This is a genomic window from Paenibacillus sp. NAIST15-1 (assembly GCF_001894745.1).
In the GTDB taxonomy this organism is placed as follows: Bacteria; Bacillota; Bacilli; order Paenibacillales; family Paenibacillaceae; genus Paenibacillus_B; species Paenibacillus_B suaedae.
In genome coordinates, this window is the sequence record NZ_BBYF01000003.1 from 606982 (window position 1) to 621447 (window position 14466).

The window sequence follows — 14466 nt, forward strand, 5'->3', positions numbered from 1 at the left end:
TCCCCCTCATCCCAATTTTTGAGCAACACGCAACTTAGCCGAACGCGACCGCGGGTTGTCTGCCAACTCGTTATCATTCGGGGCAATTGGTTTGCGATTCACTAACGACAATACACTTTTGTGGCCACATGCACACATTGGCAACCCCGGTGGGCATGTGCATTTTCCTACATACTCATTCATAATATGCTTACAGATCCGATCCTCCAGCGAGTGGAACGTAATCACGGCCACTCTCCCTTCCGGCTTCAAGCAGCGTACCGCTTGATGCAAGGCATCTTCAAAAGCGCCAAGCTCGTCATTAACAGCAATTCGGAGCGCCTGGAAGCTTCGCTTCGCAGGATGTCCGCCTGTTCGTCTTGCAGCAGCAGGAATACCTGCCTTGACCAGCTCTGCGAGTTCTCCGGTCGTCTGAATGGGCTGCTTAGCGCGAGCTGCGCCAATCTCTCTGGCAATACGCTTCGAGAATTTCTCTTCCCCGTATTGATACAAAATTTTCGCGATATCGGCTTCTGACCAGCCATTGACAATATCGTAAGCTGTCAATTCGCCATTCTGATCCATACGCATATCCAGCGGCGCGTCATGGTTATAGCTGAATCCGCGCTCTCCTTCATCAAGCTGAGGCGATGATACGCCAAGATCGAATAGGATCCCATCCACTTGTGGAACTCCATCAACCTGCGGCACACCTGCTTGAATCAATGCTTCCTCCAAATGGCGGAAGTTGGTTTTGACAAGCGTTACCCGATCCAAATAAGACGCAAGACGAACCTTCGCATTATCCAACGCCCAATCGTCCTGATCCAGCGCAATTAGTCTTCCGGCAGATGACAGCTGAGAAACAATTCGCTCGCTGTGTCCAGCTCCTCCTAGCGTACAGTCGACATATATGCCGTCAGGACGTATTCGCAAGCCTTCTACCGATTCTTCTTTCAACACGGTAATATGATGAAACAACGCAATACCTCCCAATTTCGGTTCCCATCTAGCTGCGATGCGTTATGATAGTCCTGATGTTCACCTAAAAATTAAAATCAACCAACGTCTCCGCAATTTCGTTAAATGCGGATTCCGACTGCTCTACATATTGTTCCCAAGCATCCTTGCTCCAAATCTCTACCCGATTCTGGACACCGATAACCATGCATTCTTTTTCCAAATGTGCATAGCCGCGCAAATGGGAAGGGATTGTAACCCTACCTTGCTTGTCCCATTCACATTCACTTGCCCCAGAAAAGAAGAAACGGGTAAAGGCTCTAGCATCAGCCTTCATTAAGGGAAGTGCCTTTAACTTCTGCTCAAGTGCTTCCCATTCATTCATAGGGTAGACGAAGAGACACTGATCCAACCCTCGAGTCAGTATAAATGTGGTTCCTAAAGAGTCACGCAGCTTAGCAGGTATGATGAGACGGCCTTTGTCATCGATGCTATGTTGATACTCGCCCATGAACATCAGCCACCACTCCTCCCCCTAAATCCACCACAGTGCCCCACTTTCCTCCACAACGAATGTATACTTCGCCATAAAAGAAAAAAATCCTGCTAGAAAGCAGGATTTTATTGCGAAATAGGCCTATATAAATTTTGGATATGTTTCCATTAACACATACAAAGACAGGACATCAGCATGCCTAATCATGCTCTTACCTTCTATCTTCGCCATTGTCTACAGCCGAGTTGCCTGTGTCACTCTGCACTTCAGAAGAATCCGCAGCCTTGTCTTTACTTGCGTCTTCTAATGCTGCCTCTGCCGCCTCAGCATCTGCTGGTGTTATTGATCCCAACACATTCTCCCCGGTATTCCCGCTCAAGTTTCCATTCCTTCCTCTCTTCTTTCTGGTGATAAGCCAGATCGGAGTTCCGATAATGAGCAGCGCACAAAGAAAAGGAAGCAGCGCAACAAGCACGAGAACAATAGACTTCACACATTTTACAAGAGCGTCCCAACTGCCTACAAGGGTATCCGCAACTTGAGTTCCAAATGCATCCTCAAGCGCTTGACCACGCTTCGCTTTAAGCCGTTGAACCATATCCAATGTAATCGTGGACATCGCTACATTGTTATCATAATATCTCATTTTCCCCACAATTTGTTCAATTTCCGATTGTACATTCCCCAGTTCATTCGAGAAGTTTAATAAATCTTCCGATTTCGTGGCCTTCTCCATGAAGGACAGCAGTCTTGACTCTACTGTGCGGCGCGCCTTAAGCCGCGCCTGTAAATCAACATACTCCTCGGTCACATCATTAGCCGAATATTGACGAGTATAGGAGATCGACTCCCACTTGCCTAGCTCATCAATGAACGATTGAAATCCAACAGCAGGAATTTTAATGACATAGGATCCGCCTCGCTCGCTGTCCGTCTCCGAAAATTGCAGCACATAGCCTTGTGATTGCGCAATGAATCGATTCAGCTTCTCTTTCACAGCCCCGTAGTCGGCAACTTCCATGCGAAGCTGCGCTTCATAAATGAGCTTGCGATCGGTCTTTACCTGCACTTGCTGCCCCGCACCCACCTGTAATGGTTCCTCTCTGCTTACAGCAGCATCATTACTAGTCGCTTCCATCTGAGCCGCTTCTGGCGCTGTATTCCCCGCCATTTTTAACCCTTGGCTGTCTGATGCCGAACTACAGCCACCAAGAAGCAGCAACAGCAGAAGCGACGCCAGCACGACTGTTTGCCATCCCCAATTTCTCTTTTTCATCCCGTATGCCCCCTCTATCATCTTGGCATGGATATCTTGGATGTAATGGCTTTGTTCTCCATACTCAATCAATAGACGAATTGCCAAGAAATATGTTGCATAGGTAAGCTTCATACCCAAAATAAAACCGCCACTAGCATATCGCTAATGGCGGTTCTTCCTTCTTGTCTGATACAGGCTTCATCGCTTCATTCCATCAGTGCTCTTGCCAGCTCTCCAAGTAAGACTTTTGCTCGCTGCTAAGCGTGTCTACGGAGATTCCGAGCGACTCCAGCTTGTAGCGTGCAACTTGCTCGTCAAGCTCATACGGCACATTGACAACTTTTTTCCCAATGGATTGATATTGATCATTTACATATTTCAAGGACATTGCTTGAAGCGCAAATGTCATATCCATAATTTCAGCTGGATGGCCATCCCCTGCAGCCAGATTGACTAGACGGCCTTCAGCCAGCAAGTAGATACTGCGGCCATCTTGCAGCTTGTATTCTTCAATGTTCTTGCGTACCGTACGTACAGATGTGGAACGAGCCTCAAGCTCAGGCTTATTCACTTCAACATCGAAATGTCCAGCATTGGACAAGATGGCACCGTCCTTCATCACGTCATAATGCTCACCACGGATGCAATCACGGTTGCCTGTGACGGTCACAAAGATATCTCCTACACGAGCGGCTTCGATCATCGGCAGCACTGTAAATCCATCCATGTAGGCTTCTACGCCTTTGATCGCGTCCACCTCGGTAACAACGACATTCGCGCCGAGACCTTTGGCACGCATGGCAACACCCTTGCCGCACCATCCGTACCCGACCACGACCACCGTCTTGCCGGCTACAACCAGATTCGTTGTACGATTAATGCCATCCCATACCGACTGACCAGTACCATAACGGTTGTCGAACAAATACTTGCAATACGCATCATTAACGGCAACCATCGGGAATTGAAGCGTGCCATCCTTCTCCATCGCCTTCAAGCGGAGAATGCCTGTAGTCGTTTCTTCCGCGCCGCCTCTCACTTGATTACGCAAGTCAGGGCGCTCAGCATGCAGAATCGAGACCAAATCTCCGCCATCGTCGATAATCAAATCAGGCTTCGTCTCCAATGTGTGAATAAGCAACTGCTTATATTCTTCCGGATCTGGGTTGTACTTGGCGTATACAGTAATGCCGTCTTCAACTAGCGCAGCGCATACATCATCCTGCGTCGACAACGGGTTGCTTCCTGTTATCGTTACATCTGCGCCGCCAGCTTGAACGACCTTCGCCAAATATGCGGTCTTCGCCTCCAAATGAAGCGATATTGCTACTTTGAGTCCTTTGAACGGCTGCTCCGCCTCAAATTGTTCCCGAATGCGGTTAAGCACAGGCATATGCGCTTGAACCCATTCAATTTTCAAATGACCTTCTGGTGCCAATGCAATATCTCGGATGATGCTCTTGTTTGCCGCATTTGTATTACGAGTTGGTGTATTACTCATGGACAGTTCATCCTCTCCCATTTTGGATTAAGAAGCCATTTCATGATCCGTCTTGATTTCAGGAAATCGGGGCTTTCCAGCTCATGCTCTTAACATAGCTTATGACAACAGGGCGATGCGATGTTCCCCTCTCCATACGACAGGAGCCTCCATCAACATCGCAAACCAATTCTCACCGTAACGGCAGGCATACCCTAGCATATTCAATACACGTTCCTGTGGTTTGCCAAGCGGATGAAGGGAGACATGCAGCCGTTCCCACTGCCGCAAACCTGATTCATGCTGCTTCGCCATCGCGTCCTTAGCACGGTGATGAAGGAAATCAATCTGTTCAAGTACTTTATTATGATTCGTAGCACCAAGTTTCCCAAGTGCAGGAAGCGATGCGACAAGATCCTCCAGCAGCTCCGTATATCTGGTATCCACTTCTGCACGCAGCGTCTCGAAGCGTTCATCCAAGTGAAGTGCATCCTGCGCTTGCAGCCACGAAGCTCTTCTTGCTTCGTAATGATACACAACATCTTCAACCGACAACTCATACTTATCCAGAAGCTTATTTAGTGTCCCCTCAATACAAGTAAATCCCATGCGTGGCCATATGATTGGCATTCTCATGCCCAGCTCTCTGAATGCCTGCTTCGTCTGCGCCCAGTAAGCAATTTCTCCTGGTCCAAGCACGGTAGCCAGTACTGGGAATAAATAGTCCTGCATAAGCGGTCTCGTCAATACATTATTGCTCAGCTCCTGCGGTGAATTCCGTGCGATGTCCAACATCTGCTCCATCGTGCACGATATTCCTTGGCGATGATTGACGAATTGCCCGTTCTCCTTATGCAGCAAGTGTCGCTCCCCGTCACGCACGAGGAACACATTCGCGCTGTGTTCGGAACGTATCGCCTGAGGGCTATAGCCATAAGAAGCAAGCTGCTGCTCACTGGTGTCGTAAGCCTTCTCCAGTCGGTCATTGTGCTGGAGGATTGCCTCGAACATAGGCGCTTCAAGCTCGCGCAGTCCGTCATCTGCCGAATCGATGAGCACGAGTCCATATTCACCAAATAGTCGGCCCATAGTCGCTGCGAAGGAATCTGACAGCGTGGCACAAGTAGCCACTGATTCGCGCAGGTGCTCGAGCAGCCCAGGTGTAAACTCCGTCTTGGGCAAGGAACTCTCTAGCTCTGTAAGAACAGATTCCCATGCAGCAGCATCCAGCTTCACATGGCTCACAGGGGCACGTCGATCACCTGGCTTCTCCATTCGTATACGCTGTACAGCAGGATCGGAGGTTACCACATACGTATGATCAACCTCATCAAAATCATGATCCTCTCCAGCAATCCAGAAGACAGGAACCACTGGTCTTGCTAATTTGATTTCTGCTTCTTGCGCCATTCGAATAATGGAAATTGCTTTATACAGAACAAGCAGCGGACCCGTAAACAAGCCGCCCTGCTGTCCCCCTACAACGACTAACGACCGCTCATCCTTCAGTCGTTCTATGGAATCTCGTACAGCTTGGCTGTTATTGAACCGCTCATTATAGCGGGTAAGCACATCGGCCAAGCGTGTGCGATTCACTCTTAGCTGTCCCGAACGCTCCACCCAATCCGCTCTCTTCTCCCAATCCAAGTCCGGATGATATTCGTAGAACGTCTCGACAACAGATGGTTCGCGTTCCATGTACTGTACGGTCAGCGGTTGCTGAACCGGAATAGATAATATTGGCCATTTCAAAGATAGCCGCCTCCCTTTTTGCCTCGTCTCGATTGTACACAATGCGGCTTCTGACCGTCAAAACAAAGATTATGTATTCCATTCCTTCATGCACAATTCAACAACTAGCTGCCATCATCCATTGATATTGGCGCATGAGTCCTATCAATAATCTACCTTTATGAGTATAGCTTATCCTACATGCTTGCCGAATAAATAATTATTCCAATCAATAGCAAGAAAACGTACAGTACGCCAAGCAAGAAGAAAGTTATTCGCCAAATGACACGAATCAATTTTCTCGGATCCCACCTGCCATACTTCTGCTGTTGCAACCCACCGATTAACCCTGCCGCGATTAACAGAAAGAACAGTATCCAATAAAATCCTGCCTTAGAGTCAAACAACGTATTATATAAACCACCTACCGAGGCAATGAGAAACACCGTCGTTATATCCATTGCCAGCTTAATTGCCCTCTTCTTCGGTTTAAGCAGCCCCCTACCAATTAGCCAAGTAATAAGAAATGGAAAGAAGGGCAGTAAAGAAAGCAGAACGAATCCGTCAAACATCAGTTGAAACATATTCGGGTAGACTCACTCCTCTCAACAAGGGATCAGCACGGGAAATGTTATTCGCAACTTGCTAGAATAAGACGGTACATCATACGATGAAGCGGTACTGCAACCTCATATCGATCAGCCATTCGGATAAGTGCCCCCGTTATTGCCTCTATTTCTGTCCTTCTTCCCGCTTCTACATCTTGAAGCATGGACGACGAATTGGACGAAGTCATCCGGCACACCTGAACAACCCGCTCCCAATCCTTCTCTTCATCGATAGAAATATGAGCCGCTCGGTATACCGCAGCAGCCTCGCCGAACAACTCCTTCATTAAAGACAGCCTGTCCTCTTGCAGCAGCAGTTGACCGTTCTTGATGCGCAGCACAGCCGTTAATGGATTAATAATGACATTGACAAGCAATTTCTGATAAACCATACCTTCGATGTTGTTCGACAAAAACGTTTGAAATCCTGCATTTTCTAGCAACTTCTTTGTTGACAAACATAAAGAATTGACTAATTCCTTTTGTTCTGTTCGGCTTCCAGCAGGCTCCCAGATGCCAATTGACGTATGCCCGTGCCCCGTATGTACAACCTCATTGCAATTTACTCGCTTAGCCGCTTCCGTTGTAACCGCCCATATTAATTGCTCGTGCGGCCATATCGCACTAAGTGCTTCCATATGACCAACCCCATTCTGATAGCACACCAATGAAGCTGTCTGCTCTCTAGGAAACTTCTCTAACTGACTAAGAAGCTCAGAATCAATATGTGTCTGCTTCACGAACAACCATATGCTGCTCGCTCTCATACCTGTCCGTTCAAGTACTTTTCCTGCTTCTGTCAACGGATAGGCATGTACTGGATAGATATGGGCCTGCCTCCCATCCAGATCCTCGAGATGAATCCCTTGACTACGAATTAGCTCCGCCTGCTCCGGAGTTCGTGTCCACATCCTCACCTTCGTATTGCTGCTATCTATTGAATTACGTGTTCTCATCAGCATCGCTGCATGAAGCAGCCCCAATGACCCCCCGCCAATAATATCGATAACCATATCAGGCACCTTCCCTTGTGTACAAGTATCCTATTTGTTATATCAAACCGAATGCAAAAACACAAAAAAGCGCAAAGAGTGAGCAATGCTCTCCCTTCACGCTTTCTGTAAGCGGATGGAACTATTCAATTCGCTCTAGGTTGCCATTGGCGTCCATCCGAAAGCGAGTTTTGGAGTCGTCCTCTTCTTCACTTAAAATCGCTAATCTGCGAGCACGATCCATAATTTGAATGAGCGCCTTATAATCATCATTTACCGTACGGTAATCCGTTTGAACGGCATTCACCTGTTTGGAGAGATACTCATTCTCTTCACGCAGACGATGATACTGCTCTTCCTTCTCATGCAGTTCTTTCTCCGTATGCTTCAATTGACGCGACAGCTCTTGATAACTGTTGCGCCATTGACGCAAGAAGCGGATCACCATATCCATGGAAAGTGATTCTTCGGTAATGAGCTCTGGCTTAAGGCCGACTTCTTCACTGTCCGCCAATGCAATAGAGGCCACCTGTGCACCAATAGGCTGCTTTTTCATATAGTTTCGCTTTTGACGCTGTGCTTTTGCAAGCTGAATGGCAGCTTCATATTTTTTACGGACACAGCTATTCCAGCGGAATCCGCAAGCCGCAGAGGTGCGGCCAATCTTTTCCCCTACTTCTTCAAAAGCAGCTAGCTGAGTACTTCCTTCTCGAATATGTCTTAACGTCACTTCTGCCAAAATCAAATCATCGTCCGCTGTCCACGCATCTTGTCTAATTGCTGTCATGCGATACCCTCCTAACGACACTCATTCAATTCGGTTGTATACAGCACCCACGCCATATGCATTGAAGCAAGTGACGAAGGATGATCAGTCGGTAATCAACCGCTTATTCCATCTCTATGCCCATGGTAGAGTTCATAGAATCTATCGGATACTAAAATGTATATCCATTTTTTCTATGAATCATACGTATGCCTGTCCATACAATAGATCACAATGAAGGGGAGATTCCGAAAAAGTTCGTTAATCCATCAAGATTGGCAGTTTACACCAGATGGCTAGAACGCTATAATGTCAATAGTAAATGTTGGGTTGAACGTAACGAGAGGGGGATGAATCGTGGCACGGATGTATCGCGTACTCGGCTTCTGGACATTAGTAATCGGTCTGATGGCGTTCGCAGGAGACATGATTGAGATGGCGCTCCTGTTCTTCATGCAGACTGCTTTTTTTGTATTGCTGGGTTACTTGAAATTGTCCGAACGTACATATACAATGCTGTTTTGGGCGTACATGGTCGTATGCTTCAGCGGCTTTTCGTACTGGAGCGTCTTCGTTATGAAAAACCCTTACTAAGCAGCATCACTGTCTGTTGACTTGTTGCGGACGGATAATGAATGAAAGAATGAATAGATACAGAAAGAAGCGCCAAGAGATCGGCGATCTCTTGGCGCTTCTTTTGTGTTGAATCTTATAATATCCCAATTTCCGGTTCCGAACCGCAAGACAGCAGGAGTACATGAAACCGTTCACTCATCTGATCACTCAGCAGCAATTGTCGAATGGCACGATTGCGACGCGCTTCCGCACTGAACGGATCTGGGTTGGTATGCTGCTGCAATTCATTTAGCAACCCCTGTTCGAGTAAAAATGACTTTTGTGTCATATAACCGATGATCGCAGCATTCACTTGCTTCGCAACACGCTGGCAAATATCGAAATCCACCATCGACGTGATATCTTGCTCGCCAATATGAATCCAAGGGTTGTCATGAGCCTGATGACGATGGTAACACATCAGTGTCCCCTCCATCCGATGTGCTGCTGTCAGCTCATTCGTTCCATCCCCATAATCAATAAATATGAACTCTGCTTCCCCCACCTGACTTAAAATTGAGGTCATCCAAGCCGTCATCGCAATCCCCGCATCGAAAATTTGCTGATCCACAAGTTGAATTTCATGCTCCTCTAGCCATAGGAGAATATCTTCCGTTGCGGGCAGCCATAGCGGCATGAATTGCTCCTTCTCCTCATCCCACTTCACATAGCACTGTTCATACCGGCCATCATGATGCCGGATGCGCTCGACTGGGAATGCATCAAGCAGTTCATTGGCTACAACGAACAGGCGCCGTGTAGGAGCCTCTTGTTCAAACACCTGTTCATCCCACCAAGTAATTGGAACCCGCTCTCCTCCGAGCAATTCGGATACTAGTCTCTGATGATGAGGGCTTCTTTCCACAATGACATGCTTATAGCCTTCGAAGCGATCATACTTAAGCCGCTGGCTCATCTGCAGTGCGAGTCGTCCTGTACCAGCTCCCCATTCTACCAGCGTGATGGAATCAGCATCCCAGCCACGCTCCCTTGTGCGTCGTTCTACATAGACAGCAAGCATCTCAGCCATGATTGAGCCGATATTCGAGCTTGTATAGAAATCGCCGTTACGCCCGATCTTCGGTCGTTCTGACATATAGTATCCGTCTGTTGCGTGATACAGACAGGTGCCCATAAACTGCGAGAAAGGGATGCAGCTGCTATCGGATTGTTCAATTTGGTTAATTAAGTATTGAATGAGGACGGGATTCGGCTGATAATGAGACATACAGTCCTTCCTTTCTATCTATGCAGGTTCAATAGAAGTATCTTGCTAAGTCATGCAAGTATCATCCATGTATACAACTCTATGTACACAACCACGGGTTCAGGTCATGTCCAACCCGATCTGAACATACGATAATGTTGTGCAACTATTTAAGGAGGTCGCCTCATGACCACAACGACACGCGCATGGCGCTCGCTTATCGGACTTCTACTATCGATGCAGCTCATCGCGATCGTTCCGTGTGCGACAGGTGCGGAGCCAGCTTCACCTGTACAATGGAGCATTCAGCCTACCGCTGAAGAGCTGCAGCTGCTTCAACAGAGTCTCTCTATCACAGAACTGGATAAGGAGATCGATCGTATCTCCGTTCAGGAAGCATCGACAGCCAAAGAACGTTCACGAACGGAAGCTGAGCTTCAGACCCGCGAAGCCGCCTTGGAACAGAAGCGAGAACAAGCCGGTCGTGTGCTTCGCGCTTATTATATTGGAGAACGAGACATGATGCTCCAGGCTGTTCTTTCTGCGGATCAGCTGCAAGATATGTTTCAGTTATTCGAATATTTCCAGATCCTCTTCCAGTCTGATCAGGACATTATGAATGACTATAAGGAACAAACGCAAGCCTTGCGTCAGACAAGAGATCAGCATATGCGTCTGGAAAGGGAGCTTTCAACGGTACGCACTCAGCTGATTGATCAGCGCGATCGGCTCAAGCGGCTGCAGCAGAAGCTGGACGCTGACATATCGGCCAGCAATGATCCTAAAGCGATGAATGCACTTATACAAGAGTTTACAACTTACTGGCAGAACGTTGGACTTTATGAAGTTCGTCATTATTTCCGAGCATTGGCGAATGCGATGAACAAGCTCCCCGATTTTGTCAAAAATAGTGGAAGCCTTAGCATCGAGGGTACTAATTATACGATCACAGTCAAGGAAGAACAACTCAATCAGTTTCTCCGTGAGCAGGATCCCATGTTCGAAACCTTTGCATTCCAATTCAAGGAAGGCATGATCGCCGCTGAAGGCTCGCGCTCTGGCATGAGCGTACGTATCGAAGGACATTATACGATAGAATCGGAACCTGAGAATCGAATCTTGTTCCATGTTGATCGAATGTTGTTCAATGGGCTTGAACTGCCCGAGTCGACGCGTACAGAGTTGGAGCAAAAATTCGATCTTGGATTCTACCCGAAGCAGCTCGTATCTTTTATTGAAGCCAAAGAAGTGACAATTGAAGACAAAAGCCTTACCGTCAAGCTGGCGCTCAGCTGGTAAGGCGGTAAGGCTAGGGCTTCTCCTCGTTAAGAGAATCAGCAGATGGCCGTATCCAGTGCATTGTACCATGGATGGATACTCAATCCCGCTATCTGCTGATCGTGCTTGAATGATTCCATTCTTTCTGGAGCTGCTCTGTTGTTGCAGCCCCCTTCAGCCAAAGCTCAGCTGTCCCAATCCATCCATAAATCGGTTCCATTGCATGAAATAACGCCGCTCCTTGATTGGCTTGAGGCAGGAACATATCTGGCAGCCAGCGACGGATATCTCTCCAGCGATCTATGTATGCTTGTTCGTGAGCAGGCAGCACAGACAATGTATCGTACCATTCTCGCTGAACCGCAAGACTCGTCATATAATCAATCCATTGCCTTGCCTCCGCTTCATGCTGTGAACTGGAAGCAATCATATAGCTTCTGCTCGTTGCCCACTGCCCAGCAGGAAGATGTACATCGGCTGGCGCTTCAATCGCTAGCGGTTCACTAACCTCGGCCACTGCTTCCGAATAGGGAACGATCCCAAAGGCTACTCGACCGGCACGCAGCAAATCCCACGTATCTGATTTGCTCGCTTTCTCTCCCCAAGGTATAAAATGAGCTCGATAAGACTCCAGCTGGGCTAACTGTTGGTTCCACTTAAGACCGGATCCTTGCGCATTGTCGGCAACTCCCTTCGCATACCAATCGGCACGCATCAATGGCGCTTGATTCACTTCCGGCCATAGCAAGCCCAACCGCCGAATTAACGATAAGAAGGCTTCCTTATCTCCATCATGCCAGGCAAACCAGGCTTGAGGCATAGCACGCAATTCTACAGCAGCTGTACCACGCTCAAGCAGAGCAGAAGCCCCCTCCTGACTGCTAGGGTCAAGGATCCTCTTCCACTCCTCCCAATTAGAAGGCAAGGATTCTTTGGTTCTGCCGGCCATTAATTCCTTGTTCCATACCAGCACATAAGGATCAATCTGAGCAGGTACTCCCCACGTATACCCATTCCACTTCAGTTGATTCATTAGCCATGCCGGAGAGGAGAAACCAGCATTCGATGACTGCTCAATCGGCAGCAGCCACCCCTTTTTGGCAAAGCCCATTACGGAAACACTGTCTGACAGCATAATGTCCGCACTATATTCCTGAACCAGCTGATTGAACCAATCAGCATCAGTCAATTTATCTGTCGTATTGACAAGCTCTACATAGATGCCCGTTTCGTCAATAAAAGTCTGATTGGCTTGATTGAGTTGGATAAATGATATAGGTGACAGGTTCACCTGCACTCTTAGCTGCTTCCACGTTTCTGGACTCTTCTTCGCCTTAGGCGGGCGATTGGCTACCTCATTCGTTGAGGGCTGTGATGGTACGAATAATTGATCATCTATATGAAATTGGGACAGCAAGAGTAACGAAACGAAAATCATAATAACCGCAACTAGCAGCTTTTTTAAGTTCGGCACTCATTCTCCTCCCACGTTACCATTTTTGACTTTTCCACATCCTTATTGTAGCACCGAACGCACTAGCTGTCCCTATCTGAATGCGTCATTAGAGCAAAAAATAAGCCCCTGGGACTATCCAGAGGCTCTGAGGGCTGTCGCTCACTAATGACTCTATAGGAGATCAGCTGCAAGCTGAGCGAGTCGGGAGCGTTCTCCCTTCTCAAGGGTGACATGGCCGCTTACACTTTCTGTCTTAAACCGTTCCACCAGATAGGTGAGACCGTTGCTTGCTGAATCCAGATAAGGATGATCAATCTGCGCTGGATCTCCCATGAGGACAATTTTACTTCCTTCCCCGACTCGGGATACGATTGTCTTCACTTCATGTTTGGATAAATTCTGAGCCTCATCAATGATGATGAACTGTCCTGGTATGGAACGGCCACGAATATAAGTGAGCGCCTCAACTTGGATATTGCCCATACCCAGCAATATTTTCTCAATGTCCCCAGCTTTTTTCGTATCGAACAGAAATTCCAAATTATCATAAATCGGCTGCATCCAAGGCCGAAGCTTCTCTTCCTTCTCCCCTGGCAAGTACCCGATATCCTTCCCCATTGGCACTACTGGCCTTGCAATGAGAAGCTTCTTATACTTGCGCTCATCTTCCACCTTCATGAGGCCAGCTGCAAGCGCCAACAACGTCTTGCCTGTACCTGCCTTCCCTGCCATAGTAACAAGGGGAATATCGTCATTGAGCAGCAGCTCAAGCGCCATACGCTGCTGAGCGTTCCGTGCAGTAATGCCCCACACGGGATCATTACTGAGAAATAGCGGCTCAAGCTTCTTGGCATCTGCGCTCACCTTGAGCAAAGCAGACTTACTCGTCCCCATGTTATCTTTCAAGATGACGAATTCATGCGGGTGAAATGACATATTGACATTTAAGCTGCGGATGGGGAGATGCCGGAAGGAATAAAATTCATCGATCACCCCAGGATGAACGAATAAGGTGACGCAGCCATTATACAACTCATCGCCAGATTGTACGGTACGATCTGACATATAGTCCTCTGTATGCAATCCCAATACATCTGCCTTGATTCGCACAAGCACGTCCTTGCTTACTAGAATGACAGTTGCTGGCTCGGGTTGCCGTTCCTCCTGCTCTAAATGATAATTCAATGCCACGGCCAAGATCCGATTGTCATTCGATACTTCCCCGAACATCTCCTGTACTTTGACAAAGCTGCGATGATTCAACTCCACCTTCAACGTTCCACCGTTGTGCAGTTTAACCCCCGAATGAAGATGGCCTACATCGCGAAGCCCGTCTAGCAAGCGGGAAACAGTACGGGCATTGCGCCCGATTTCATCTGCATTTCGTTTCTTCGAATCAATCTCTTCCAGTACAACTGCCGGGATAATCACTTCATTGTCGCCAAATGCAAATAATGCGTTCGGATCATGCAGCAACACATTCGTATCCAGTACAAAAATTTTACTCATACGATCTCCCTTTCAGTTCGCATGCCCGTACTTGCAACACCAGCGGACAGCCGCGCTCGGTGTTACATAAAAAATGCAGGCACCGCTCACACTATAGTCAGTACACATGCCGCACTACTTATTTGACCAAC

Annotated in this window: 13 protein-coding genes; 2 read left to right on the forward strand and 11 right to left on the reverse strand. The window is 47.8% G+C overall.

The genetic code is table 11. The annotated features are described in order from the left end of the window. Window positions 1-6: 6 nt before the first annotated feature. The 8 genes from rsmH to PBN151_RS10500 all read right to left on the reverse strand — a co-directional run bounded on the left by rsmH (window position 7) and on the right by PBN151_RS10500 (window position 8291). Window positions 7-960 carry a 16S rRNA (cytosine(1402)-N(4))-methyltransferase RsmH gene (rsmH, locus tag PBN151_RS10465; RefSeq protein WP_021256762.1) on the reverse strand — a complete coding sequence of 318 codons (954 nt, stop codon included), beginning with the start codon at window positions 958-960 and terminating at the stop codon, window positions 7-9. A gap of 64 nt (window positions 961-1024) precedes the next feature. After that, complete coding sequence (mraZ, locus tag PBN151_RS10470) at window positions 1025-1456, reverse strand: division/cell wall cluster transcriptional repressor MraZ (protein WP_044356991.1); 432 nt, start codon at window positions 1454-1456, stop codon at window positions 1025-1027. Between the two features lie 190 nt (window positions 1457-1646). Further along, a complete protein-coding gene (locus PBN151_RS10475) occupies window positions 1647-2711 on the reverse strand; it encodes a DUF4349 domain-containing protein (protein ID WP_083545099.1) in 1065 nt (354 codons plus the stop codon). A gap of 196 nt (window positions 2712-2907) precedes the next feature. After that, window positions 2908-4215, reverse strand: coding sequence for an adenosylhomocysteinase (locus tag PBN151_RS10480; RefSeq protein ID WP_370510412.1), 1308 nt, complete (start codon window positions 4213-4215; stop codon window positions 2908-2910). 78 nt (window positions 4216-4293) lie between these two features. After that, window positions 4294-5925: a bacillithiol biosynthesis cysteine-adding enzyme BshC gene (bshC, locus tag PBN151_RS10485; protein ID WP_072728876.1), complete on the reverse strand. Its 1632-nt coding sequence runs from the start codon at window positions 5923-5925 to the stop codon at window positions 4294-4296. 176 nt (window positions 5926-6101) lie between these two features. Beyond that, window positions 6102-6488 carry a DUF3397 domain-containing protein gene (locus PBN151_RS10490; RefSeq protein ID WP_021256767.1) on the reverse strand — a complete coding sequence of 129 codons (387 nt, stop codon included), beginning with the start codon at window positions 6486-6488 and terminating at the stop codon, window positions 6102-6104. 47 nt (window positions 6489-6535) lie between these two features. Then, window positions 6536-7525, reverse strand: a complete 990-nt coding sequence (locus tag PBN151_RS10495; RefSeq protein ID WP_072728877.1) for a ketopantoate reductase family protein — start codon at window positions 7523-7525, stop codon at window positions 6536-6538. Between the two features lie 121 nt (window positions 7526-7646). Continuing rightward, window positions 7647-8291, reverse strand: coding sequence for an RsfA family transcriptional regulator (locus PBN151_RS10500; RefSeq protein ID WP_021256769.1), 645 nt, complete (start codon window positions 8289-8291; stop codon window positions 7647-7649). Between the two features lie 336 nt (window positions 8292-8627). Between PBN151_RS10500 and PBN151_RS10505 the strand changes: the two genes are divergently transcribed. Continuing rightward, window positions 8628-8864: a DUF2626 domain-containing protein gene (locus tag PBN151_RS10505; RefSeq protein WP_021256770.1), complete on the forward strand. Its 237-nt coding sequence runs from the start codon at window positions 8628-8630 to the stop codon at window positions 8862-8864. A gap of 115 nt (window positions 8865-8979) precedes the next feature. On the opposite strand, the gene PBN151_RS10510 is transcribed toward PBN151_RS10505, so the two are convergent. After that, on the reverse strand, window positions 8980-10113 hold the full coding sequence (locus PBN151_RS10510; protein ID WP_072728878.1) for a class I SAM-dependent methyltransferase: 1134 nt from the start codon (window positions 10111-10113) through the stop codon (window positions 8980-8982). A gap of 165 nt (window positions 10114-10278) precedes the next feature. Between PBN151_RS10510 and PBN151_RS10515 the strand changes: the two genes are divergently transcribed. Then, window positions 10279-11391 (forward strand): coiled-coil domain-containing protein, encoded by a 1113-nt coding sequence (locus PBN151_RS10515; RefSeq protein ID WP_072728879.1) that lies wholly within the window; start codon window positions 10279-10281, stop codon window positions 11389-11391. 88 nt (window positions 11392-11479) lie between these two features. On the opposite strand, the gene PBN151_RS10520 is transcribed toward PBN151_RS10515, so the two are convergent. Beyond that, window positions 11480-12844, reverse strand: a complete 1365-nt coding sequence (locus tag PBN151_RS10520) for an extracellular solute-binding protein (RefSeq protein WP_072728880.1) — start codon at window positions 12842-12844, stop codon at window positions 11480-11482. Between the two features lie 153 nt (window positions 12845-12997). Then, window positions 12998-14335, reverse strand: a complete 1338-nt coding sequence (locus PBN151_RS10525; protein WP_072728881.1) for a PhoH family protein — start codon at window positions 14333-14335, stop codon at window positions 12998-13000. Window positions 14336-14466: the final 131 nt, after the last annotated feature.

Coding starts and splice junctions, on each gene's coding strand:
- mraZ (WP_044356991.1), bottom strand. CDS start 1,456: ATGTTCATGGGCGAGTATCAACATAGCATCGATGACAAAGGCCGTCTC.
- PBN151_RS10475 (WP_083545099.1), bottom strand. CDS start 2,711: ATGAAAAAGAGAAATTGGGGATGGCAAACAGTCGTGCTGGCGTCGCTT.
- PBN151_RS10480 (WP_370510412.1), bottom strand. CDS start 4,215: ATGGGAGAGGATGAACTGTCCATGAGTAATACACCAACTCGTAATACA.
- PBN151_RS10490 (WP_021256767.1), bottom strand. CDS start 6,488: ATGTTTCAACTGATGTTTGACGGATTCGTTCTGCTTTCTTTACTGCCC.
- PBN151_RS10495 (WP_072728877.1), bottom strand. CDS start 7,525: ATGGTTATCGATATTATTGGCGGGGGGTCATTGGGGCTGCTTCATGCA.
- PBN151_RS10500 (WP_021256769.1), bottom strand. CDS start 8,291: ATGACAGCAATTAGACAAGATGCGTGGACAGCGGACGATGATTTGATT.
- PBN151_RS10510 (WP_072728878.1), bottom strand. CDS start 10,113: ATGTCTCATTATCAGCCGAATCCCGTCCTCATTCAATACTTAATTAAC.
- PBN151_RS10515 (WP_072728879.1), top strand. CDS start 10,279: ATGACCACAACGACACGCGCATGGCGCTCGCTTATCGGACTTCTACTA.
- PBN151_RS10525 (WP_072728881.1), bottom strand. CDS start 14,335: ATGAGTAAAATTTTTGTACTGGATACGAATGTGTTGCTGCATGATCCG.